General features: G+C 37.9%; 22 protein-coding genes and 1 pseudogene. 16 read left to right on the top strand and 7 right to left on the bottom strand.

Annotated elements, in window-relative coordinates; translation table 11 throughout:
- Positions 1 to 116: 116 nt before the first annotated feature.
- Positions 117 to 383: a hypothetical protein gene (locus tag NZD88_RS13645; RefSeq protein WP_259829881.1), complete on the bottom strand. Its 267-nt coding sequence runs from the start codon at positions 381 to 383 to the stop codon at positions 117 to 119.
- 29 nt (positions 384 to 412) lie between these two features.
- Here NZD88_RS13645 and NZD88_RS13640 point away from each other — a divergent pair, with 29 nt between their 5' ends.
- Together NZD88_RS13640 and NZD88_RS13635 are read left to right on the top strand one after the other, a co-directional pair.
- A complete protein-coding gene (locus tag NZD88_RS13640; protein WP_259829880.1) occupies positions 413 to 1,690 on the top strand; it encodes a hypothetical protein in 1,278 nt (425 codons plus the stop codon).
- A gap of 71 nt (positions 1,691 to 1,761) precedes the next feature.
- A pseudogene (locus NZD88_RS13635) lies at positions 1,762 to 2,460 on the top strand (YifB family Mg chelatase-like AAA ATPase); the annotation flags it as partial.
- Positions 2,461 to 2,619: 159 nt separating this feature from the next.
- Here the strand turns inward: NZD88_RS13635 and NZD88_RS13630 are convergent.
- Entirely contained in the window at positions 2,620 to 4,830 is a 2,211-nt protein-coding gene (locus tag NZD88_RS13630; RefSeq protein ID WP_259829878.1) for a S46 family peptidase, read from the bottom strand.
- An 86-nt stretch (positions 4,831 to 4,916) separates the two neighbouring features.
- Here NZD88_RS13630 and NZD88_RS13625 point away from each other — a divergent pair, with 86 nt between their 5' ends.
- The gene (locus NZD88_RS13625) at positions 4,917 to 5,351 is read left to right on the top strand and encodes an META domain-containing protein (protein WP_259829876.1); all 435 of its coding nucleotides are present in this window, start codon (positions 4,917 to 4,919) and stop codon (positions 5,349 to 5,351) included.
- A 115-nt stretch (positions 5,352 to 5,466) separates the two neighbouring features.
- On the opposite strand, the gene NZD88_RS13620 is transcribed toward NZD88_RS13625, so the two are convergent.
- From NZD88_RS13620 to NZD88_RS13605, 4 genes are all read right to left on the bottom strand, one after another.
- The gene (locus NZD88_RS13620; protein WP_259829874.1) at positions 5,467 to 5,892 is read right to left on the bottom strand and encodes a hypothetical protein; all 426 of its coding nucleotides are present in this window, start codon (positions 5,890 to 5,892) and stop codon (positions 5,467 to 5,469) included.
- A 6-nt stretch (positions 5,893 to 5,898) separates the two neighbouring features.
- Complete coding sequence (locus tag NZD88_RS13615) at positions 5,899 to 8,418, bottom strand: beta strand repeat-containing protein (RefSeq protein WP_259829872.1); 2,520 nt, start codon at positions 8,416 to 8,418, stop codon at positions 5,899 to 5,901.
- A 4-nt stretch (positions 8,419 to 8,422) separates the two neighbouring features.
- Positions 8,423 to 8,905: a T9SS type A sorting domain-containing protein gene (locus tag NZD88_RS13610; protein ID WP_259829870.1), complete on the bottom strand. Its 483-nt coding sequence runs from the start codon at positions 8,903 to 8,905 to the stop codon at positions 8,423 to 8,425.
- A 164-nt stretch (positions 8,906 to 9,069) separates the two neighbouring features.
- Positions 9,070 to 9,777 (bottom strand): LytR/AlgR family response regulator transcription factor, encoded by a 708-nt coding sequence (locus NZD88_RS13605; protein ID WP_259829868.1) that lies wholly within the window; start codon positions 9,775 to 9,777, stop codon positions 9,070 to 9,072.
- Positions 9,778 to 9,981: 204 nt separating this feature from the next.
- Here NZD88_RS13605 and hflX point away from each other — a divergent pair, with 204 nt between their 5' ends.
- From hflX to NZD88_RS13560, 9 genes are all read left to right on the top strand, one after another.
- Entirely contained in the window at positions 9,982 to 11,208 is a 1,227-nt protein-coding gene (gene hflX, locus NZD88_RS13600; protein WP_259829866.1) for a GTPase HflX, read from the top strand.
- Positions 11,208 to 11,837 (top strand): DUF4919 domain-containing protein, encoded by a 630-nt coding sequence (locus NZD88_RS13595; RefSeq protein WP_259829864.1) that lies wholly within the window; start codon positions 11,208 to 11,210, stop codon positions 11,835 to 11,837. The genes hflX and NZD88_RS13595 overlap by 1 nt, the downstream gene beginning before the upstream one ends.
- Positions 11,838 to 11,860: 23 nt before the next feature.
- Complete coding sequence (locus tag NZD88_RS13590) at positions 11,861 to 13,147, top strand: cation:proton antiporter (protein WP_259829862.1); 1,287 nt, start codon at positions 11,861 to 11,863, stop codon at positions 13,145 to 13,147.
- A 61-nt stretch (positions 13,148 to 13,208) separates the two neighbouring features.
- Complete coding sequence (locus NZD88_RS13585) at positions 13,209 to 13,928, top strand: DNA alkylation repair protein (RefSeq protein ID WP_259829860.1); 720 nt, start codon at positions 13,209 to 13,211, stop codon at positions 13,926 to 13,928.
- An 86-nt stretch (positions 13,929 to 14,014) separates the two neighbouring features.
- Entirely contained in the window at positions 14,015 to 14,683 is a 669-nt protein-coding gene (locus tag NZD88_RS13580) for a hypothetical protein (protein ID WP_259829858.1), read from the top strand.
- Positions 14,684 to 14,698: 15 nt separating this feature from the next.
- Entirely contained in the window at positions 14,699 to 16,717 is a 2,019-nt protein-coding gene (locus NZD88_RS13575) for a hypothetical protein (protein ID WP_259829856.1), read from the top strand.
- A complete protein-coding gene (locus tag NZD88_RS13570) occupies positions 16,718 to 17,956 on the top strand; it encodes a hypothetical protein (RefSeq protein ID WP_259829854.1) in 1,239 nt (412 codons plus the stop codon). It begins immediately after the preceding gene.
- A 35-nt stretch (positions 17,957 to 17,991) separates the two neighbouring features.
- Positions 17,992 to 18,330: a DUF6122 family protein gene (locus NZD88_RS13565; RefSeq protein WP_259829852.1), complete on the top strand. Its 339-nt coding sequence runs from the start codon at positions 17,992 to 17,994 to the stop codon at positions 18,328 to 18,330.
- A 232-nt stretch (positions 18,331 to 18,562) separates the two neighbouring features.
- A complete protein-coding gene (locus NZD88_RS13560; RefSeq protein ID WP_259829850.1) occupies positions 18,563 to 19,633 on the top strand; it encodes a calcium:cation antiporter in 1,071 nt (356 codons plus the stop codon).
- 31 nt (positions 19,634 to 19,664) lie between these two features.
- On the opposite strand, the gene NZD88_RS13555 is transcribed toward NZD88_RS13560, so the two are convergent.
- Complete coding sequence (locus tag NZD88_RS13555) at positions 19,665 to 20,045, bottom strand: group III truncated hemoglobin (RefSeq protein ID WP_259829848.1); 381 nt, start codon at positions 20,043 to 20,045, stop codon at positions 19,665 to 19,667.
- Positions 20,046 to 20,202: 157 nt separating this feature from the next.
- On the opposite strand from NZD88_RS13555, the gene NZD88_RS13550 reads away from it, so the two are divergent.
- The 4 genes from NZD88_RS13550 (at position 20,203) to NZD88_RS13535 (ending at position 23,004) form a co-directional block, all read left to right on the top strand.
- Complete coding sequence (locus NZD88_RS13550; RefSeq protein ID WP_259829845.1) at positions 20,203 to 21,174, top strand: ion channel; 972 nt, start codon at positions 20,203 to 20,205, stop codon at positions 21,172 to 21,174.
- Positions 21,175 to 21,663, top strand: coding sequence for a YkgJ family cysteine cluster protein (locus NZD88_RS13545; RefSeq protein WP_259829843.1), 489 nt, complete (start codon positions 21,175 to 21,177; stop codon positions 21,661 to 21,663).
- Between the two features lie 114 nt (positions 21,664 to 21,777).
- Positions 21,778 to 22,116: a hypothetical protein gene (locus NZD88_RS13540; protein WP_259829842.1), complete on the top strand. Its 339-nt coding sequence runs from the start codon at positions 21,778 to 21,780 to the stop codon at positions 22,114 to 22,116.
- 168 nt (positions 22,117 to 22,284) lie between these two features.
- Entirely contained in the window at positions 22,285 to 23,004 is a 720-nt protein-coding gene (locus NZD88_RS13535; protein ID WP_259829841.1) for a LytTR family DNA-binding domain-containing protein, read from the top strand.
- Positions 23,005 to 23,013: the final 9 nt, after the last annotated feature.

Below are 23,013 nucleotides of genomic sequence, written 5' to 3'. Positions count from 1 at the left end.
TTGAGGTTTTTACAAAGAGTTAGTCATGATTTGAAGTTATCATGATAACCTGCTTTTGTTTTGCAAAGATAATAATAATTTGTTTAAATAGCATTTAAACGGTGTTTAAATAGTGTTTAAATAATGTTAAATTTTTCCAGAGTCAAAAGCATGACCCCTAACTTCACTGATATATCCTTGTCAGTAATATAAGGTATACCACTAAAACAGTGAATAATGGCAAAGAAAGCAACAAGCAAATCAATTGCTTCTACAGCTTCTAAAATTCTCAAAAGTCCAAAGTATTCTAAAGCAACAAAATCTGTTGCAGCAAGTGCTTTGAGCCAAAGAGAGAAGAAAAAGTAGAAATTAGGGGGTTTTGCACTTTTCCATAAAAAGTGCATTTTTTATTAACGATTTAAAATTATAAACAATGACAAAAGAAATTTTTAACGAAAAATTTAAACAAGTATTTGTGCCAGACATAAAGGGGCACAACAAAGAAGGTAAACTAAAGATTAGTAAACTCCTTGAATTAGTAACGGATGCTTCTTACCATCAAGATATAAGAAAACATTTTGGATTGGAAGAGTCACGGGATAATTACATCTTAATTGGAAACGTTGACATAGCTTACGATTATGTTAAATACATCACTGAAAAATTTGAGTATGTAAATTACTATGCCTTTAGCAAAAATGTAAATACTTATATTGAACACAATGAGACTACAAAACAGAATGAAATGTATTTTATTATTGATGAACCTTTCAATAATGAAGGAGAAGTGCTATCTCAAATTATTGCAAAAGCAGAATATGATTCAGTTAATATGTTTTATAAGGATAGAGAGCTATCAAAACATATAAATTACTTAAAAAAGAATGGCTTTACAAGACCTTTGCAAAACCTAAATAAATCTTGGGAAGCTGAGTTTTCTATTAATGAAAAATTAAACAAAAGAAGAAACTATAGGTTTGTTAAAGAGTCCAATAATATGTATCTCCGAAGCATCACTTCTGACCTATACAATGAGTATGGTGTTGCATTTTCATTTGTTGTGGCAATGTTAGCTTTACATAAAGCTATGCAAAACGATAAAGGTTTAAATTTTTCAATTACATCTTTGTCTCTGAACGAGTCAAAGATTGATATTATAGTTTCTGCAAATGATTCTGTCTATGTTGAAGAAATCGAAAGTCACATTTCTTCTTCGATAAGTATTCGTAATAATGATTTAGGTAACAAATCTCTGTCTTTTACTCAAACCCTAAAAATTACACCTTTACAAAGCACTGAAAGAGATATTTATATATTCCCTAAAATAAAAGAAGATGTAACTACTAAGACTTCAGTTTCACATGGTACATCAATTGGGACTGTATTAACAACTATAGATTCTATGAGTGAGGTTATTTATTCAACCGATGAATTTGTTACAACCTTTAAAGGGTTTTATAAAACTAAGAATTATGACGAGCTAAGGGCAAAAATAGAAGAAAGATTAGTTACGAATAATAGTCCCTTCAAGAATGTTAGAGAGCTCAAGGATTTGTTTAAGAGAAGTGCAGTACAAAGTGTTGATAATTTGGCAAAGCTTTTAGATATGTGTGGGAGGGCAGAAGTTATTGATATGGATTTTGATTTAAAATTTAAGTTACGATATCTAATTTCTAATGTTCTACTATATGGAAAGAACAATTTAGAGTAGATGAAAGAGCCATTTTATGAAGTGGCTCTTTTTTTTGTTTAAATAATAATGCCCCCTCATTTAAGAAAACAACAGATGTTGCATTGGTAGGTGGCGGAAGTTATCCCCAACCCGGAGAAATCTCTCTTGCCCACAACGGTGTTTTGTTTCTGGATGAAATGCCCGAGTTTAAGAGAACGGTTTTAGAAGTCATGAGACAGCCTCTTGAAGACCGGGAAGTCACAATTTCCAGAGCCAGATTTACCGTAAACTATCCTGCAAGCTTCATGTTGGTAGCCTCTATGAATCCCAGCCCGAGCGGTTTTTTTCCGGACGATCCGGGGAATACCTCATCCGTTTATGAAATGCAGCGTTATATGAGTAAACTTTCGGGTCCTTTGCTGGACAGGATCGATATTCATATTGAAGTACAGAAAGTGGAATTCGAACAGTTAACCGAAAAAAGGAAAGGGGAGAAAAGTGTGGAGATCAGGGAACGCGTACTGAAGGCACGCAGTATTCAGAATGATAGATACAAAAACCTTGCAATCAGTTATAATGCACAAATGGGGCCTAAAGAAATCGAAGCATTCTGCAGCCTCGATGAAGTGTCATTTAACCTTATCAAACAGGCTATGGAGAAGCTGAATCTTTCAGCCAGAGCTTACGACCGTATCCTGAAAGTAGCAAGAACAGCAGCCGATCTCGAAGGATCTGTACCTATACTTTCCCAGCATATTTCGGAAGCCATACAGTACAGAAGTTTAGACCGTGGGTTTTGGAATGTATAATTCCTAAATTTTCAACTCTTTATACATTTGTTTAAATTCTTATTTGAAATATTTTGGAATTCCTGCATTATAAAAATTGAAACGATGAAACTAGAAAAGCATTAAATAAAAAAAACCGTGAACCTAAATTCACGGTTTTAAAAAATAGATCAGAAAAGATTATTTTTTACTTTTTGTTTTCTTAGGCAGTTGAGTTGTTCCTGAATTTTTAGTTTTTGTATCAGGAGGTGTGTTTTCTCCTCTTACAAGCTTTAATTCGTCGATCAGTCTTCTTGCCCCGGCATATTTGTCAATAGTCCAAAGAACGAAACGTACATCTACGTTGATCGTTTTCTGCCAGTCCTGTTCAAATACGATATCACCGCTTAATGCTTCGCTGTTTCCGTCGAATGCAATACCAATAAGGTTTCCATCTCCGTCAATTACCGGAGAACCAGAGTTGCCACCAGTAATATCATTGTTAGAAAGGAAGTTAACAGGCATATATCCTGCAGCATCAGCATACTGTCCGAAATCTTTAAGGTTATAAAGGTCGATCACTCTCTGTGGAAGATCGAATTCTTCGTCACCTTTCTTGTATTTTCCTACAAGACCTGTCATGTCTGTATAATAGTTATCAGTAACACCGAAGTAGTTTCTGTCATTTCTAACCGGAAGTTTATCTACAGTTCCGTATGTTAATCTCATCGTAGAGTTAGCATCCGGATAGAATTTTTTCTCAGGCATAGCTTTCATGAGTCCAGCTAAGAAAAGACGGTTATTTTTGTTGAAGTTGTCATCTACTTTCGCATATTTCTCCATGCTCATTTTTTGGTCTGCAACGATTCCGTTGGCAATTTTCCAAAGTGGGTCAGCATCTAGCTTCAATGCATCCGGGTTCAGTAAGAAATTCGTAGCAGAAGTCTTATTCGCGAAGATTGAAGAATAAGCTACGTTTGAAAGGGTTTTAGAATCTAATCCTAAAATAGTAGCAGAAGCCACTTCCTTATTAGTTACTCTCGTCTGGTAAAGACCAGTCATAGAAGCAAGCATTTCACCTTCCAGAGATGGATTGAAATTTTCATAAGCAGCTTTAAGAGCAGCTTCAGTTTTAGCCTTCATGGCTAATCTTCCCTGCATGTCCTGAGCAGAATAAGCTTTCAGCACAGATCCTACCTGTAAAGCAAGGGTAATATACTTTGCATTTCTTGAGAACTGTGAAGTATAGTTTCTTTCAACATTTCTCTCAGAAACCTGCTTGTAATAAGCTTCAATATCTTCTAAAATACCGTCATAAGCTGTGTTACCTGGCATTGCAGACCATTTTCTGTAGGTATCTTCAATTTTTTGTTTGTCAGAGATCGTTCCGTTTTTGTCTACAGCATCGATAGTTCCCTGTCTGTTTTTCCAGTAGTTGGCTACAGAAGCATATTGAGACGCATAGTTAAGCTGAGTCGCTTTGTCTTTGTTCATATACTTTTTCATAACATCCATAGCCAGTTTTGAAGCTTCTACCCAGGCCGGATAGTCCTTGTTCACCATCTGCTGGATACCATAAGAAGTAAGGTAACGGTTAGTTCTTCCAGGATATCCTAAGATCATAGAGAAATCTCCAGGCTTGATCCCTTTAAGAGAAACCGGAAGGAAGTGTTTAGGCTTCAATGGAACATTGCTTGGCGCAAATTCTGCAGGGTTTCCTGCCGCATCTCCATATACTCTGAATACAGTGAAATCAGCCGTATGTCTTGGCCATTCCCAGTTGTCTGTATCACCTCCGAATTTACCTAATGATGAAGGGGGTGCCCCTACCAATCTGATGTCTTTGTAATCCTGGTATACGAAATAGTAAAATTCATTTCCGTTAAAGAAATCTTTTACCACTACCGTATATTTTCCGTTTTCAGAGTTTTCAGCCTGGATTGCTTTAGTTTCAGCATCAATAACTGCTTTTCTCTCTGCTCCGGTCATATTGTTGTTTAGCTTAGAATTGATTCTCTGCGAAGCATCATCCATTCTAACCAAAAATCTTACATAAAGATCTTTTGCATTAAATTCATCCTTCTGCTTCATAGCCCAGAATCCGTTCTTCAGATAATCTTTTTCCGGAGTAGAAGCGGCAGCAACAGCACCGTAACCGCAGTGGTGGTTCGTGAAAATAAGTCCTTTGTCAGAAACAATTTCCCCGGTACAGAAGCCTCCGAAGCTTACGATAGCATCTTTTAAGCTTGAATTGTTGACCGAATAAATTTCTTCAGGTGTCAAATGCAATCCTTCTTTTTGCATGTCGACCCCGTTAAGTCTTTTGATGAGCATTAACAGCCACATCCCCTCATCCGCCCTCATCTGAGCAAAGCCCAATAAGAAAGTGAACAGTAGAAATAGTCTTTTCATTTTATAAAATAATTTTTGTGTCGCTAATTTACTAATTTTTACGATATTCTGTCCCGGAATGGTATGAAAATGGAAGGATAATCCACATGAAAAGAATACTTATATCATTTTTTGCTGTTTTGCTATTAGGAGCAGTTGCCAGTTGCTCTTCAGTTCCGGAAAAAAATCCGAACCTTCAAAGACAGTGGATGCTCATTTCTTTTGGGAATTTCTCCAAACAAGAACTCATTAAAAATAAAGCAGAGGTCAATCTGACAGGTGTAATGGAGAAAGGAAGAATAAAAGGTAGAGCCAGTATGGGATGCAATAATATCTTCTTTAATTCTGAATTTAAAAGCGGGGGAAAAGTGAAAATATCGGGAGTAGGGAGTACATTGAAAGTTTGCCAGAATATGGAACTGGAAACCGCTTTCGGTCAAAAATTTGATAAAATGACTAACTATTCCATCGAAGGGCATTTCCTTACTTTATCTGATGATAATGGGAATTCTATGAAATTTGTTGCAGCAGACTGGGACTAGGTCCTTTTAATAGACTTGAAATAATGCCTATAGAGCTTACAATTGTTAAGCAATCCTATTTAAAAATACAAAAAGTCCGCGTTGAGCGGACTTTCTTTTGAAATCTGTTTGGTTATCAGTTTTTTGGAATCGTTTTCTTTATTTCTTCTAAGGTCGCTGTGTTGGGCAGACCTACGACGTTGTTATTTGTGTTCCTAGAATTCGCTGTAGTAGATCGGGAAGCCTGTCTGTTGGGAATAGAGGCCTTTATTTCCTCGATACTAGCCGTATTGGGCAGCAATTTTCCTGAATTATTAGTTGAACCAGAAACCGGAGTTTTGGTGTCCTGTTTTTTCACCTCAAGACCTTGATCTGAAGCCAAAACAGTGGCCGCCTGTTTCCTGGGAGTATTTTCCTGAGCCGCTTTTGCCGCCTGAGCTTCATGTTCTCTGAGTTGTTTTACAACTTGTGCCTGATCCTCAGGTTCCTGAGCTTTTTTATTTTCCTGAGCATAAATACTAATGCTTAATGCTAAAAATACAAAGATATATAGTGATTTCATGATAGGTTATTTAATGTTTACCAATACTTGGATTTTGCCTGTTTCATTCTGATTGTAATCCTGAAGCGCTTTTCCGATCACTTGTCCTATTTTTACTTTTTTAGGATTCGCTTTCATGGCAGTTCCTGATTGTGATGAGGTTACCAAAAGATCTCCTCTTTTAATTTTACCGCCTTCCAGACATACTTTGGTAGGGATAACACCGATCACTCCCATAGGAACTTTGCCGGAAATATCAGAATCTATATGCTCCTCGGTAAGCAGTACTCCCGGTTTGGTAGCATATACTCCCGCTACAAGGGTAGAATAGGGTTTTGAAGATCTTTCGACTGTTCGGTCCGAATCTGTGGAGATCACAAGAATGTCTCCGGTTTCATATTCAGAAATGTTTCCCTCTACATCAAATACTTCTGCCACATCGGCTCCGCTGCTCTGCGTACCTCCGTTAAAAAAGCCGCGCCCTGTAGCATCTATTCTTGCAACATTTACAGTCCCCGGATTCCCGGATTTAAATACAGCTAGTGACCCGCTGCTGTGGGTTTCTACCGTAAGAGCCGGATTAGTATTGGCTGTATTAAAATTAACGAATCTTGCCGCCCTACCGTTACTGAAATTAGGCGTCCATGCAAAAATTGCATTTCCAGTTCCGTCGGCAGTAGTTTCTATACCATCACCGCTATTGGAAGCGTTGGCTGTTACACCGTTACCATTACCATCAGCAATAGCAATCAGGGCTGGACCGTTTCCAGATGGGTTACTGGCATGGAATAACCCGGCAAATCCACCGGTTCCTGAAGAAATACCATAGATTCCAGCAGTCCCAAAGTTGGAAAATTGTGAATTTACTTCTCCTTTTACAGCGGGAGAAGTACCTAATACCCTGTCAACCTTAAAATTTCCGGCTGTACCGTTACCTACTGTGGTGACTGTGATAACATCGCTGGTATTGGTGTCATTAAAGATGTTGAATTTTCCTGCGCGTCCTGTTGCAAAGGTAGGAACCCATGCATACAAAGCGTTTCCTGCCCCGTCGATATTGGTTTCTACACCATTTCCATCTTTACCCGCGTTAGCGGTGATGGCATTTCCATTTCCATCGGTTAAAGCAATTAATGCAGCTCCGTTTCCGGAAGGATTGGATGCATAGAATAATCCTGCACGTCCTCCTGTCCCTGACGAAACCCCAAAAATACCTGCAGCACCAAAGTTTCCGAAAATGGTATTCACTTCACCTCTTACTGCGGCTCCTACACTGTTTGTATTGTTCACAAGAAATGATGATGCATTACCTTGTGTATTATCAGGAATATTCCCTGCACCGTTGGTTTCCACTTCAAAAGCATTTCTGTCATTATTGGAATTTAAGTTTTGAAATCTTCCTGCACGTCCTTTTCCACTATTAAGGCCAACCTGTCCGAAAACCCCTACCGAAGTTCCCGTAGTATTCGTGGATACAAAACCTCTTACACCGTAACCTCCACCATCGTTTCTGCCCACTACAGCCCCGGCAATATCACTGGTTGTTCTCCCGACGACTGCTTCACCGGCTCCGTTGTTATCTCCTATGATACCTGCGGAGGTTTGTGCGCTGGTAATACCCTGTACTGCAAAACCGCTTCCTGTTGAACTGAGTACACCGGCACCGCTTCCGGAAGAGGAAACATTGATAACAGTTCCGTTTCCAAGAGTATTGGCATTAAGAACATTGCTGTTGTTGGCATTGTTCAAGAGAGATAAACTTGCTGCAATACCATTAGTACTGGTAGCAGTAAGACCCGTTCCTGTATTACTGTTCGCATAAACCCCGGTTCCTGCACCCGATGAATTCCCGTAAACTCCAAGACCGGCAGGGGTAACTCCATAAACGCCCCATCCACTTCCTGCCTGGCTTCCCCAAATGCCTATTCCGAGTCCTCCGGTTCCGTTATTGATACCGCGGACACCACTTGAAAATCCTCCGGGTGCTACATTACTTACTATTCCACGGACGGAGGCAATGCTTGAGCTGGCTGTATTGTTAACCCCTTCCAAAGGCGTTCCATCCCCATCATTGACCAATGAAAATAGAGTGGATGCATTATTTACTGTATTGGTATAAGGAATCGCAAAAGTTCCCCCCGTTCCCCCTGCAGATTTAGCGTACATGGCATAAGGGACACTTAACAATTGACTCGTTCCTGCTATGGTGTAGTTCGTACCACCAGCAGGGTCGGTCTCGGTTTTTAAATAATAACTTCCCGAAGGCCAGTTAATGGTAGAAAATGTTCCGGAAAGCACTGTTCCTGTTCCTATTTCCATGCTGATAAGTCCGTTGGCGTTCGTACTTCCGGTCAATCGTTCTGAGTAAACCAGTGTTCCCGCGGGAGAGCCCTGTAATACGCTTACTTTGACGGCAATGCTTTGATTGGTTAGGAGTTGGCCGGTACCGTTTCTCATGACTGCCTGATAGCTCATTTTTTCCGGAGCCTGTGCGTGTCCCATAAATAGACCAAGCATGATCCCCAGCGTTAGTAATATTTTTTTCATGGCGTTATTTTTTTATGACTTTAAATGTTTTTAGGTTTTCTCCATTCTGATTAATTCTTAGGATGTACACCGCAGAAGGAAGAGAGGAAAGATCGAGTTCAGACTTTGACTGTGATATCACGTCTTTTTTGATTATTTTACCCTGAGCGTCAAATAGTTGGTATTCTGATCCTTTGTGTGGCGCAGAAGTAAAATCTATGTACAGATAATCTCTGACAGGGTTAGGGTAGAGTAAGATGCCTTCTTGCTTTGATACGGTTTCACTGGCAGAAAGTGTTGTGATTTCGTAGGCCTGTTGTACGCCTTCCAATATTTGGGAGCCTGCTCCCTTGTATAGATAAGTTGTTTGGCCGACACTGTAAGAAACCGAGCCGTTGCTTCCTGATGCATTTGTTCCTGTTGCCAGAACTGTCGACTGGGCGTTCAGAATACTGACGGAAAAGGTAAACAGAATGAGAAAGAAGCAGTGAATAGATGTTCTTTTCATGTAAAATAGTTTTATGGTTATTAATGGGTTATGCAAGTTTTCAAAAGAAAATTTGTGAACACTAAATTACCACATATCCCAACCGGATCGGAGGAAAATAGACTAACGGTTAAAAAAATCGACCAACAGCATTTTATCGCCAAAATGTTGGTACTCAATAATTTTCAGGGATCAAGGAAAGATAAGCTCTCTTTGTAGGTTCTGCCAATGGGAAGCTTGATTTGATGAATGAGTTCTATCTCATGACTGTTTTTTCCGCGGATAAAATGACGCGGTACGGCATAGCTGCGGTGTATCCTTACGAAGGAGTCGAAGAAGCTTTTATGCAGGAGGTTTCCGAGGGAATCAAGGATGCAGTGTTTCTTATCATGGGTAACGAGGCGGGTATAATCTTTTAGAGCTTCAAGATAAAGAATGTCGGTAAGTTTGATCTGGAAAATATGGCCGCCTTCTTTTATTTTAATACAGTTTTCCCCAAGAAGAGCATCAAAACAATCACATTTTTCTTTCATTTCGAAAAAGTTAAAGACTTTCTGCATCGAGTAGTGAAATCGTTCAGTTTTCAAAGGTTTGGTGATAAAATCCAGGGCGTCCATTTCAAAAGCTTCTGCTGCCAGTTCCAGATGGGAACTTACAAAGATGCAGGCCGGAATCTTGTGAGCCAGTTTTCTGAATTCCAAACCGCTCATGCCATCGAGCTTAGTTTCACAGATCAGAAGGTCAATCGGGAATTCAAGATAGGGGAATGCTTTTTCCGCCGAATTAAAAGACGCAACAATCTCTATATTATCATATTGTCTCATGTGATGCTGAAGAACCAGTCTGTCCAGCTCATCATCATCAATGATCATACATTTAATATGGGCAATCATGATTTGGGTGTTAGTTTTTTATAAGATTTATAATTTTTAATGTTTATGGATTAGAAATCTGCTTCATAAAGTTATTCATTTTTCATAGAATAAAATGACTATAACCTTAAATTAACATTAAAATATAAGAGAATTAAAAAATGATTTTGTTTTTTTTAATGAAAAATGGTAACTTGTAAAAATCATAAACATAGAAAGAAATTAATGCTAGATAAGAAAGAACATAATTACGAGAAAGCCATTTTGGTGGGGGTTATTACCCAAAATCAGGATGAAGATAAGCTTACGGAATATATGGATGAATTGGAGTTTTTGGCCTTCACAGCAGGTGCAACTGTTCAAAAACGTTTTACACAAAAGTTAACTCAGCCGGATTCCAAAACTTTTATTGGAAGTGGAAAAGCACAGGAAATCAAAGAATATGTAAAGGAGAACGAGATCGGAACCATTATTTTTGATGATGAATTATCCCCTTCACAGCTTAAAAACCTTGAAAAGGAAATTGAAGTAAAAATTCTGGACAGAACCAATCTTATCCTTGATATTTTTGCACAGAGGGCGCAGACTTCTTATGCAAGAACCCAGGTAGAATTAGCTCAGTATCAGTATCTTTTGCCTCGTCTGACAAGAATGTGGACTCACCTTGAGCGTCAGAAAGGGGGAATCGGGATGAGAGGTCCCGGAGAAACAGAGATTGAAACCGATAGACGTATCATTCGCGATAGAATTACCTTGTTAAAAGATAAACTGAAAACCATTGACAAGCAAATGGCTACCCAGCGTAATAACCGCGGAAAAGTGGTGCGTGCTGCTTTGGTAGGGTATACCAACGTAGGGAAATCTACACTGATGAATGCGCTTTCCAAGTCTGACGTTTTCGCAGAAAACAAATTATTTGCGACGCTGGATACTACAGTAAGAAAAGTGGTGATTGGAAATTTACCGTTTTTGCTTACAGATACGGTGGGATTCATCAGAAAACTTCCGACACAGCTTGTAGAATCTTTTAAATCTACTTTGGATGAGGTGCGTGAGGCAGATCTTCTTATTCATGTAGTGGATATTTCTCATGAAAGCTTTGAAGATCAGGTAGAATCTGTTAATAATACTTTAATGGAGATCAATGCTCATCAAAAACCGATGATCATGGTTTTCAATAAAATTGATGATTTCAGCTACGACAAAAAAGATGAAGATGATCTTACACCATCCACAAAAAGGAATATTTCTCTGGAGGAATGGACGAAAACATGGATGGGTAAATCTAAATATCCTACTGTTTTCATTTCTGCCTTAACGAAAGAAAACTTCCCGGAAATGAAGAAAATGATCTATGATGAGGTGATGAAGATTCATATCTCCAGATTCCCATACAATGATTTCCTTTTCGAATATTTCGACAACGACGAGGAAGAAGAAAACAACGATTAATGAAATATCACTTTTTCCTGTTATTGGCTCTGTTTTCAGTTTTTGGATTCAGCCAGAAGTCAAAGATTGATTTAAAAGACATTGAAAAGAGTCTCAAAAAATCAGATTCTCCCTACAATTACGAGAAACTGATTTTTAAATACAAAGGATATCCAAAATCCCTGGACAGCATTGAAGCCCAGTATCTTTACTATGGCAGAAATTTCAGGGATGATAAAGTTTCGACACTTGACGACGGTTTCAAGAGTCTGGCGGACGCTTTTAAAGAAAGTAATTTTGAAGAATGTATCAAGCAAGGGAAAGTTCTCTATGATAAAGATCCTACCAACCTGGATATTCTGCTTATACTTCTCAGGGCTTACGACTCCCAGAAAGACGGAACCAATTTTATGCATCACCTGAACCAGTTCCGTTCGCTTACCGAATCGATAAGGAACTCAGGAGACGGAGCCTCTGAAAAAACAGCCTATCTGGTGAATTCCGTAGGGGATGAATACATCCTTCTGAATATACTGAATATCGGAAAAGAGTATACCAGAGGATCCAAGGTCGCTAAAGACGGGATGTTTGATATCTGGGAAAAAGACGGACGTAAACTATATATTAAAATACTTTATTTAGACCTATAAAAATTAATTAAAAAAGACACTTAGTGGAGTTATATTATTCATTTTCAGCCTTAATAGTATTAGCATCGATTTTTGCATATCTTAATTACAGATTTCTGAAACTTCCGAGTACCATCGGGATTATGGTGATCGCCATTGTAGTTTCCATTTTTCTGGTAATGTTTGGAGAAGCGGTTCTTCCGCGTACTTTTGGGCATCTTAACAAGTTAATGATCAGTATAGATTTCACAGAGGTTTTAATGGGCGCTATGCTTAATTTCCTTCTTTTTGCAGGAGGAATCCATATTAATATCAATGATCTCAAAGAGCAGTTCAGGCCGGTTCTTATATTCTCTACAGCAGGAGTGGTTATTTCCACCTTTATCGTAGGATTCGGAATGTTTTATCTGTTGCCCTTTTTAGGAATTCAGCTTCCGTTTATTTACTGTCTTGTTTTTGGGGCGCTTATTTCACCTACTGATCCGGTTGCTGTTTTGAGTATCCTTAAACAGGCCAATGTTTCCAAATCACTGGAGACAAAAGTAGCCGGAGAATCGCTCTTCAATGACGGTATGGCTGTAGTGGTGTTTACTGTGGTTCTGCAGCTGGCGATTGGAAAAGAAGTGGATCTGGGCGTTGAAAGCATAGGATTACTTTTGATAAAAGAAGCCGGTGGAGGAATTCTTCTTGGAGTAGTATTGGGATGGATTACCTCCAGGCTGATGCGTGAAGTGGATGACTATATTATTTCCGTTTTGGTAACCCTTTCTGTAGTAATGGGAGGTTACCTTATTGCAAGGCAGATGCATATTTCTGGACCATTGACGATGGTTGCTGCAGGTTTATTCATGGGTAATTTTAATGTCAGGTTCAAAATGAAGTCCGTAACTCAGGATTATCTGATCAAATTCTGGGAACTGATCGATGAAATTCTGAATGCCGTATTGTTCCTGTTCATCGGGTTTGAACTATTGATGATTAAAGATCTGAAACACTTTATGGTTCCTGGGTTACTGGCCATTGCAGTCGTTTTATTTGCTCGTTTGATTTCTATTTGGGTACCTGCAAGATTCATGTCATTAAAATCAAGATTCAGTCCACAGACGATAAAAGTTTTGGTTTGGGGAGGAATCCGCGGTGGTGTTTCTATTGCTTTGGCGATGTCTATTCCCAAAAGTGAATACAGTGAAATCATTTTAAGTATCACCTATTGTGTGGTTGTATTCTCAATTATTGTTCAGGGACTTACTATTGCTAAGGTCGCCAACCCGAAAGCTATTGCTAAAGAAGAAGAGGCACAGGAAACGGTTGTCTTGGATGAGCATGCTTAATAAATGATCATTGATAATTGCTTAGAATTAATTAAATTCGGGGCTATTAACTGAGATCTGCATGAGCACTATAATCAAAGAAATACAGGAAGCATTAGCGGTACTGTCCATTCCTGAAAAAGCCGAATTCTTTCCAAAATTTTTCAAAACAGGAAAAGGAGAATATGGCGAAGGAGACTTGTTTTTAGGGGTGAAAGTTCCGGATCAGAGATCTGTGGCCAAAGAATATTATTCAAAAATAAACCTAGATGACCTAAGTACTTTGCTGTCGTCAAAATATCATGAACACAGGCTTACCGCACTTTTCATGTTGATCTCCAAGTTTGAAAAAACGAAAGATAAGGCAGTGAAAGAAGAAATCATTACGTTTTATCTGGATCATCTTCCGCATGTCAATAACTGGGATCTGGTAGATTCAAGCTGTTATAAAATTTTAGGGAGATATGCCTATGAAAATGGTCAGGAAGAGCTGTTGAGGAATCTTTCGGACTCTGAAGAAATGTGGCATAAGAGAATTGCTGTGGTGGGTACGATGCATTACGTAAAAAAAGGATCTTTTGAACTGACTAAAGAATTTGTGACCAAAAACCTGAAACATACTCATGATCTGATGCATAAAGCAAACGGATGGCTGCTCCGGGAAATGGGGCAGAAAAACGAATCCGAGCTGATCCGTTTTTTAAATAAACATTATCAGGAGATGCCCAGAACCTGTCTGAGATATGCTATCGAAAAGCTGGATGAAGAAGTAAGACAGGATTATTTGAAAGGCAGAATTTAAAAAAAATGGTTGTTTTCAGTGAAATAACAGCGTCCATAAAGTATTTTCAAACGGAATTAAGTAGTTTTGTGTTTTAAAACTCAATTATGAAAAATTTTCTGAAGCTGTTTGTACTGCTTTTTCCTTTATTATTACTGACCAGCTGTTTTGATATTTTGGATAAAGTGAATGTGAAAGCTGATGGAACCGGAGAATATACTATTATTCTAAACGCCAGTAAAAGCAAAACCAGACTGGCCTCCATCTCTAAAATGGAGACCATTAATGGGAAAAAGGTTCCAAAAAAATCTGAAATTGAAAATAAAATCAATGAAGCTTCCAAAATTTTCAAGGGAACACCGGGAATCAGCAATGTAAAAACCTCGATGGATTTTGACAATTACATCATCAAACTAAGCTGTAATTTTAAACAGATAGAAAATATCAACGCCGGACTTGAACAGCTGAAGGCAAAACATATCCTTGGCAAAATGATTCCCACACAGATTTATAGCCAGAGTCTTCAAAAGAAATCATTGACCAGAAACAAGGTGAATACTTTTAAAGCAGATTACGATAAGATGGGGAAGGCAGACAGAGAAGTCTTCAATGATGCTAAATATACCTCCATCATGCAGTTTGAAAATACGGTAAAATCTCAAACCAACAGCTCTTATGTGCTGGCTCCGAATAAAAAGGCCGTAAAGCTGGAAGCGGATATTTTAGACCTTATTTTTCAAAAAAAACAATTACAAAACACGATATTATTTCAATAAATTCTAACACTAACCATGAAATCCATTCTATTAAAAACACAAACAATTACTTTCGTACTTTTTGGTTTTATGCTTGTTTTCGCGCAAAAAAGCATGAAACTTCCTACTGATGCCGTATTTTATATGGAAATCAACGGGAAACAACTCAATCAGAAAATCAATTGGCAGAAACTTAATCCTTTACTGCACGAGTTAAGCAAAAAGAGCGAAGAAAAATCCTCGTGGAATGACTATTCCAAAACAGGGATTAAATATGATGCTACACAATATCATTATGCCAGTTTTAATGATTCGATACAAACATACACCACTCATTTTATTGTAGACAATAAAGAGAAATTCCAGGAGTTCATCAATTCTACCAAGAGAAAAGGCCTGGAAATTTCTAAGAAAAAGAACTATTCGTTTGTAGATATTAACGATAATATCTTTGTGGCCTGGAACAATGACCGTGCTGTTTTGAGTATGGTGAATTATACCAAACCTTATAAAGCTCTGGAATGGGATGCTGAAGTAGATAGTGCTGCGACAGCGGCTGTTGAGGCTGCTGCTGTAGCGGACAGTGCTTATGCCATAGAGCCGGAAAAACCTTTCGATTACAAAGAAGAAATCATCAGCCTGAAGGATGAGATCAAATATTTAAAAGATAACATCAGAGAAAATAACAAGGAGATTACCAGAATTCAGAAAGATATCAAGTATCTGGAAAAGAATCATAAATATCCGAAGGAAAACGTAGATACGCAGCATTCTGAAGGTGAACCGGATGTTTATCCTAAAGAAGAGGAGTATGTGGAACCTGCGGTAGATTCTGCATATCAGAAAGAACTGGACTCCATGAATATTGAGAATTTCAAGATCGTCAAGAAAATTGCAGAAGATCGTTTTGATCAGTATTTCAGTTCCAATTTAGAACTTGAAGTTCCGAAATCCATGCTCAATTTCAGAGACCCGAATTCTGACGTGTTCGTCTACACAGATTACGGGAAAATGGTGAATGACGGGATCTACGGAAAAATGATGAAGCAACTGGAATTTTGGCAGTTCCTGAGAAATGTATACAATTCAGATTCATCTTACAATTTATATTTTGATAAAGACAAAGTAAAGCTGGTGAATAATTATCAGCATAAAAATCCGGAAACCCAGAAAACAATTTCATCCGTTTATAAAGGGAAGAAGAACAAAAAACTGGCAGAACTTATCAATGAAAAAAGCATCGGTTATTACGTGATGAATGTAAACGGAGCTAAATCTTTTGACATGATGTACAGCCTGCTTCAGGATTCAGGAGAAGGCGAATATAAAAAGGAGATGGAGCTGGTGATGGAAACCATGAAAATTATTCTGGATGAAGAAGCTATTGCTAAAATAGCCCCAGGAAACGGAATTTTTGTACTGAATGAATTAAAATCCAAAAAGGTAGATTATACAGACTACGAATATGATGATGACTACAATGAAAAAGAAGTAAAGAAAACTAAAGATGTAGCCGTTCCGAATTTTACGTTTGCTTTTGCAACGGAAAACGAAGGCTATTGGAACCGTGTGTTCAATGTAATGGCTACCAATAAACATTTGTCTAAGAAATTCTCAAAAATCGGAAACTTTTATTCATTTAAGGATGAAAAAGGGGACGGATATATGGATCAATTGTACATGACGGTAAAAGATGGGATCGTGTATCTGACAAGTTCTACAGACAATATTACCCCTCAAAGCCAGTCTGATATTTCTAAACAATGGGCTAAAGATTCATCTAAATATCCGTTATCCGGAAGACTGGATATGCAGAAACTTATGATCGGCCTGGAAAAAGAATTTAAAACACCTTCTGAAAGAAAAACATTGGATCTGTTCAGAAAAAATGTAGGTGAAGTTTACTTCAGAACTGAAGTAAAAGGAGAAAGTTTCGAAACAGAAATAGATTACAACATCAAGAATTCTTCGGAAAACAGCCTGATGTATTTCTTTGATCTGTTTGATGAAATTTTTAAAATTAAAGAATCAGAAAAGAAGCCTCAAATCCTGTAAATGAACAAAAAGAAACTTATTGTCCCGTTAATTCTTTTACTCGCAGCCGCGATGTATTTTGTGTTTTTTTATACAGACAAAACATTAAAGGTGGTCCCTAAAAATGCAGATGTGGTTGTTTTAATCGATGTGAAAAAATTAACGAGGCAATATATTTCAAACCTGATTGTGCATCCTTCAAAATGGTCAGGAAGCAAAACAAAAGATAAAAACGAGATTTCGTTAAAAGACTCAGGCATCAGAATCCCGGATTTTTTACAGATTTTCCATCTCAAAGACACCAGATTCTCGGAATGGTACAGCGTGGTTGAACTGAAAGACCCGCAAAAATTCATTACTTTTTTAAAAAACCATCATTTTGTAAGCAAAGGGAAAAATCTCTTTCAGAAAGATCAGATTTTTGTTAAAATAGAGGGTGAAAACAGCATCATAGGAACTTCTGCTTCAGCTTTTGAGACCATCAAAAACCAGCTCTTCCAATCTTCCGTAAAAAATACGCTGACTGCCGATCAGTTTATTACTCATACAGCAGGAAGTATCTCCTTCATTTCAGGACAGAAAATTCAGAATTTTTCTATTGAATTAAAAGCTGATGAAATTGAAATAAAGAATACAACAGACGTCAGAACTTTAGCTTCTCTTATTTCAGAAGTTCAGAAAAAAAATCACTTTTTAGAAGCAGAATTAGATGCCCGTAATGTGAAAAATTATGCCCGTTTTTTCAATAAAAGCATAATAGATTCCTCTCAAATCAATTATTTTAAAGCAACTGCTGATCTGGAGCAGGTGAATGATACCATTATCAGCTACGGCTATGACGATAATTTTAATGAAATCGAGAAAAAAACCGTTCAGAAAATTATTCAGCCCAATTATGCGATCAATCTTCAGAGTTCTGTTCCCGAAAAAACATGGGAATATTTTCAGCATAAAAAATGGATCAATGCTCAGAATCAATTCACAGCGATTCCTTTTCAGCCCAACCATATCGATAGACGGAGCGGAGGGCTTGTCATTCAATCTACAAGGAAACCGGTATCTTTATCCCCAAATCTTGCACAAAATTATATCTTCATCAAAAATAGTTCAATGCTGCTCTCCTCGTTAAGTATTTTAACATCAACAGAGAAAAAATTGCTTTCAGACCTTGAGTATATATTTTACGGAAATAAAGCAGAAAATTATTGGGTGAAGATCAAAGCTAAGAAGGGAAAACTGCCTTTAATTTTAAGATGGTAGAAATCCTGTAATCCTAAAAAACTGACTGAGTATTAATGACTTTATCTGAAATTGCATTACTGAAAACGTTCACCCATTATTTTTTACATCTGGTTTTTCCGGTTTTCATTGCCCTGATCTTTTTCCGCAAAAACTGGAATAAAGCATACCTTATTATGCTGGCCACGATGCTGGTAGACCTGGACCATATTTTTGCCAATCCGGTGTTCGATCCATCAAGAAACAGTATAGGTTTTCATGTTTTACATTCCTATTATGCCATTGCGGTGTATTTTTTGCTGCTCTTTTTTAAAGGAAATATCAGAATTGTAGCCATTGGTCTTTTGTTTCATATGCTGACAGATTTTCTGGATTTTAACCTGTGGGTGCACTAAGAGGATGTAAGAAGGAGGCTGGAAGTTAATATTCAGTTTCAATATCAATTGCGAGGATAATAGATAACAGAGTAGCATGTAAAAGAATAAAAAGGGGTAGTGGTTATCCTTTATGACCTCAATAACTTCTCTCTTCTAACTTCAGACTTCTTACGTATTAGATTAAAATATGATTAATATTTTCTTTTGATATTTCAAATTTCATAGATTTTTTGTATTTTGTAGACACTTTATGAGATTAAAAGAACTTTTACATTATACGTATATTTTTCCTGTTTTAGCGGTAGGATATTATTTTTCCGGACTGATGGGGGGCGGAGTTTTTTATGATGTTATCGCAGGACTTCTGCTTACCGGAAGTGTTTTATCCGCAGTACATCACGCAGAAGTGGTGGCTCACAAAGTAGGAGAGCCATTCGGAACGATCATTCTTGCCTTATGTATTACCATTATTGAAGTTGCGCTGATCATCTCGCTCATGGTCGCCGGCGGAGATCAGGCGATCACGCTGGCCAGGGATACCGTTTTTGCTGCCGTCATGATTATTCTTAACGGAATATTGGGGATTTGTATCCTTGTGGGTGGCGTTAAATATCATGAACAGTTCTTTGCAAGAACTTCTGCAACAACCTATTTAGTGAGTATTGTTTCCATTCTGGTGCTTACTCTGGTTCTTCCCAATTTTACTTCAAGTGTCAACGGACCTTTCTATAACGAAGCTCAGCTTGTTTTTATTTCCATTGCGTGTCTTGTGATCTACGGAGTCTTTCTGATGGTGCAGACCGTACGTCACAGAAGCTACTTTATCGTTCCCGATGAACATCCTGAAGCGCATTATATCCCTTCATTAAATAAAACGCTGATAAGCTTTGGCTTTTTGGTCGTATGTCTTGTTATTGTAGTGTTGATGGCTAAAGGACTTTCCGGAACCATAGAAGGAATGGTACAGAGCATAGGCGCTCCGAAATCGTTGGTTGGGGTAATAATTGCAGGTGTTGTGCTTCTTCCTGAAGGAGTGGCTGCCATACGTGCCGCAAGAAGCAATCAGATACAGTCCAGTTTAAATCTGGCATTGGGATCTGCTTTGGCAAGTATCGGACTGACTATCCCGGCGGTATCTACCGTTTGTATTGTGTATGATATTCCGTTGGTTTTAGGGCTTGATAAAAAAGATATTATTCTGCTTTCACTATCCGTATTTATTGTCATGCTTTCTTTAAGCCGCGGAAAAACGAATGTCCTGTACGGAACCGTTTTATTGGTGAATCTTGCCGCCTATATCTTTACGGTCATCGTCCCATAACATTCCTCACTAGCAAACTCTCAAACTTGTATCACAGCCTCCTCGCAAGCTCCATTTTAAAAGCCATCAGCTTAGCGATATTTTCGGATTTATAAATGGCCATTTCGGCATTTTCTCCGACGAAATTCTCTTCAATCGTTGTTCTCCAAAGCTCAAGCCAACGGTCAAAATGCTTCTGCTCCATAGCCTGGATTTCGTTGATTGGAAAATGGACTCCCATAGGATTTCCTTTGTAGCTCATCTGCCCAAACAAAATGGATTCCCAGAATGAATACATTTTCGGTAGGTGCTTGTCCCAGTCTACTTTCGCGACATCGCTGAAGAAAAATCCAATCGTCTCATCTTTAATAACTTTGGTGTAAAATGAGTTAACAAGGTGTTCAATATTCTCTCTTGATTCCAATTTTTTCATATTTCAAAAGTACTGCAAAATCAAATTAAAAATTCAATCATCAGCTTGATAAATTTCATGAAAACAATATTTTATCTTTGCATGGTAAAATGGATAGATCGCAAAAGAACAAACGTGCTTTTTTGAGATTAATCTGAACAAAAAATAATCATATAAAATGGCAAGAGGCTTCAGACAGAAGATTCGTCAGAAAAACACCGAAAACAGTGGTTTTGGAAGCAATGCATCCGGAAGGTTCATCAATAAAGACGGGCTTCCGAATGTAAAGCGAAGAGGCGTAAATGTATTCAACAGACTGAGCTGGTATCATACCATGCTGAACCTGTCGACTTTCCGTTTCCTATCCTATCTGGTGATCGCATATATTCTGATTAATCTGGTATTTGCGATGATCTATTTCCTCATTGGAGTAGAGCACCTTACCGGAATCGATAAAAGTGATCCGCTGAACGAATTCATTGATGTTTTTTTCTTCAGTTCACAGACCTTTACCACCGTAGGGTACGGAAGGATTGCGCCTATAGGCTTTACAGCGAGTCTGGTGGCTACTTTTGAAGCTTTTCTGGGATTGCTTACCTTTGCCATTGCAACGGGACTTTTCTACGGAAGATTTTCACGGCCTAGAGCTTACCTGAGGTTTTCGGATATTGCTGTTATTGCTCCGTTCAAAGAGTCGCGGGCTTTGATGTTCAGGCTGGCACCTTTTAAAAATAATGCTTTGACTGATGCTGATGTCATTGTTTCTGCAGCTATTGAGGTCATAGAAAACGGGGCTCCGAAAAGTAATTTTTATTCTTTAAAGACCCATTTAAGCAAAATCAATACGCTGGCGCTGAACTGGACAGTGGTTCATGAGATCAAAGAAGACTCACCATTTTACGGCTTTTCGGATGAGGATTTTAAGAATACGGATATTGAGATTATTGTTCAGGTCCGTGCCTTTGATGAAGTCTTTTCCAATACGGTGGTGCAGAGATCTTCGTATGTCTCGAAAGAGATTGTTTATGGAGCTAAATTTACCCCGATGTACTACCCGGATACCAATGATCAGACAACGATATTGGATCTGGATAAAATTAATGAATACCAAAAAACAGACCTTCCGGCTATGGCTGAGGATAACGAATAAATGAATTTAGACCTTTATAAAAAGCAGGCTTTACAGAAGCAGAAGGAACATAAAAAATTTCTGGAAGGACTGAAAAAGAGACCGCCCAAAAACCTTGATTATATTGTCCAGGAGACCCATGATGAAGTTTTTGATGAAGTAGACTGCCTCCAGTGCGCCAATTGCTGTAAAACCACCGGACCCTTATATACAGAAAAGGACATCGAACGCATTTCCAAGCATCTGCGCATGAAACAGGTTGATTTCGAATCAAAATTTTTAAGGGTAGATGAAGATAATGACAAGGTACTTCAGAATCTTCCCTGTTTTTTCCTGAATAATGATAATACCTGCTCCATCTATGAAGTAAGGCCGAAAGCCTGTCGTGAATACCCGCATACAGACCGGAAAAAAATCTACCAGATCAACGACCTGATGCTGAAAAATACAGTGATCTGTCCTGCTGCATTTGAATTTGTTGAAAAGATGATGAAGAATATTTCAAAATAAATCCTACTTTGTAAAATCTCTTAAATAATGATAAAGTACGTTAAATAAGACTCTTACACATAATTTAATAAAAACTGTGTCGTTTAATTTAAACAACCATTTAAATATTGTATTATGAAAAAGTTAGTTTTAACAGCAGCGTTTACTTTAGTCGGCGTAATCGCAGTATCGGCACAAACACAAACACAGACACAACCGCAAAAGCCAGCCGATACCACCACTAATAACCAGACCACTCAAACTCAACAGCAGAATACACAAACGGGCAGTTCTACTGATGCTCAGAAACAAAATACCACTGCTACTGCAACGGTAGATGCAGCAGCCACTCCGGCCACAACAGTTGATGCTACGGCAACAGTGAATGCAGAGACTGCTACCGATGCTACAAAACCTTCAGAAGCCACAAAAGCAGAAAGAAAAGCTAAGAAAAAAGCAAAGTCATCGAAGTAAATATTGAACAAAGTAGAAAGGAAATCCTGGGGCATAATGTCTCAGGATTTTTTATTGGTAATCAATTAATCAAAGTATTATTTATGTATATTTCCTGTTGAGTAAAAACATAACCGAAACCAACCAGGCCAACAGCCTTTTTATTCAATGAAAAGATTAAATCCTTCGATGAAGCATCATTTACTGATAGGAATCCTCCTCGGTATCTGGCTTTTCATCTTCGCTTTTCTTATAAGACCATTTGATGATGGAACGGTAAGTTTTAAAGCATGGGTTCTTATCAGTATAGGATTTAGTCTGATTGCTTTTCTATGTTGTGCTGTACTGGCCATAATTCAGAAAAGGGTTTATTATAAACAGTCAGAATGGAACCTTGGATTTGAAATAATGAGTCTCATTTTTTTTCAACTTTTTTACGCGATAAGTACGTATGGGTTTTATAAAAGTCCCGTTTTAGATGGAGGATATGATTTCTTTGAATTTGTAAGTACAATCACCCTTAAATTAGCCTTAATTTCTACACCAATATTGGTTTTAGCCAGGATGTATGTTGTTACATTAATTCCTGCCAAGGATGATCGTATCATAATCAGAGGAGAGAATAAACTGGATATTTTAAACATTAAAAAAAGTGATTTAATCTGTGTTTCCAATGCACAAAATTATGTTGAAATTTTCTTTATAGATGGTAATGATTTAAAAACAAAGCTTATTCGAAGTACTCTAAAAAAAATTCAGAGTGATTGTGATTTTTTGATTCAGGTTCATCGTTCCCATTTAATAAATCCTTCTCATTTTAAGGCCTGGAAAAATCAGGATACTATTTCTCTTACTCAGCTTGAAATTCCCGTTTCTAAAAATTATAGGGAACGTTTATTATCCTTATAATTTTCGTAC

The organism is Chryseobacterium pyrolae, from assembly GCF_025153485.1.
GTDB lineage: Bacteria > Bacteroidota > Bacteroidia > Flavobacteriales > Weeksellaceae > Chryseobacterium > Chryseobacterium antibioticum.
The sequence above is the reverse complement of the archived record's forward strand: the minus strand, read 5'-3'. Positions and strand labels throughout refer to the sequence as shown.